We start from the raw sequence: 237 nt of genomic DNA on the forward strand, positions 1-237 counted from the left end.
CCAGAGTGACGACGGCTCGGTAATTTCTGGCTGTCTTTTCGAAGCGTGTTGCGACCCGGCGGAACTGCTTGAGCTTACTGAAGCAGCATTCGACGAGATGGCGCTGGGCATAGAGATGCTTGTCGAGTGGGTATTTGAGCGCGCGTGACGGGTTGTTGGGAATGACGGCGAGCGCGCCTTTGGCGGCGATGGCTTGGCGCAAGTGATCGGCGTCATAGGCGGCGTCGGCCATGACGA

1 protein-coding gene is annotated in these 237 nt (G+C 59.9%); it reads right to left on the reverse strand.

The window, feature by feature from the left end; translation table 11 throughout:
* On the reverse strand, positions 1-237 hold a 237-nt coding region (locus tag FNJ47_RS48910; RefSeq protein ID WP_163163840.1), incomplete at both ends, for a transposase.

The sequence above is a fragment of the Bradyrhizobium uaiense genome (genome assembly GCF_010811875.1).
In the GTDB taxonomy this organism is placed as follows: Bacteria; Pseudomonadota; Alphaproteobacteria; order Rhizobiales; family Xanthobacteraceae; genus Bradyrhizobium; species Bradyrhizobium uaiense.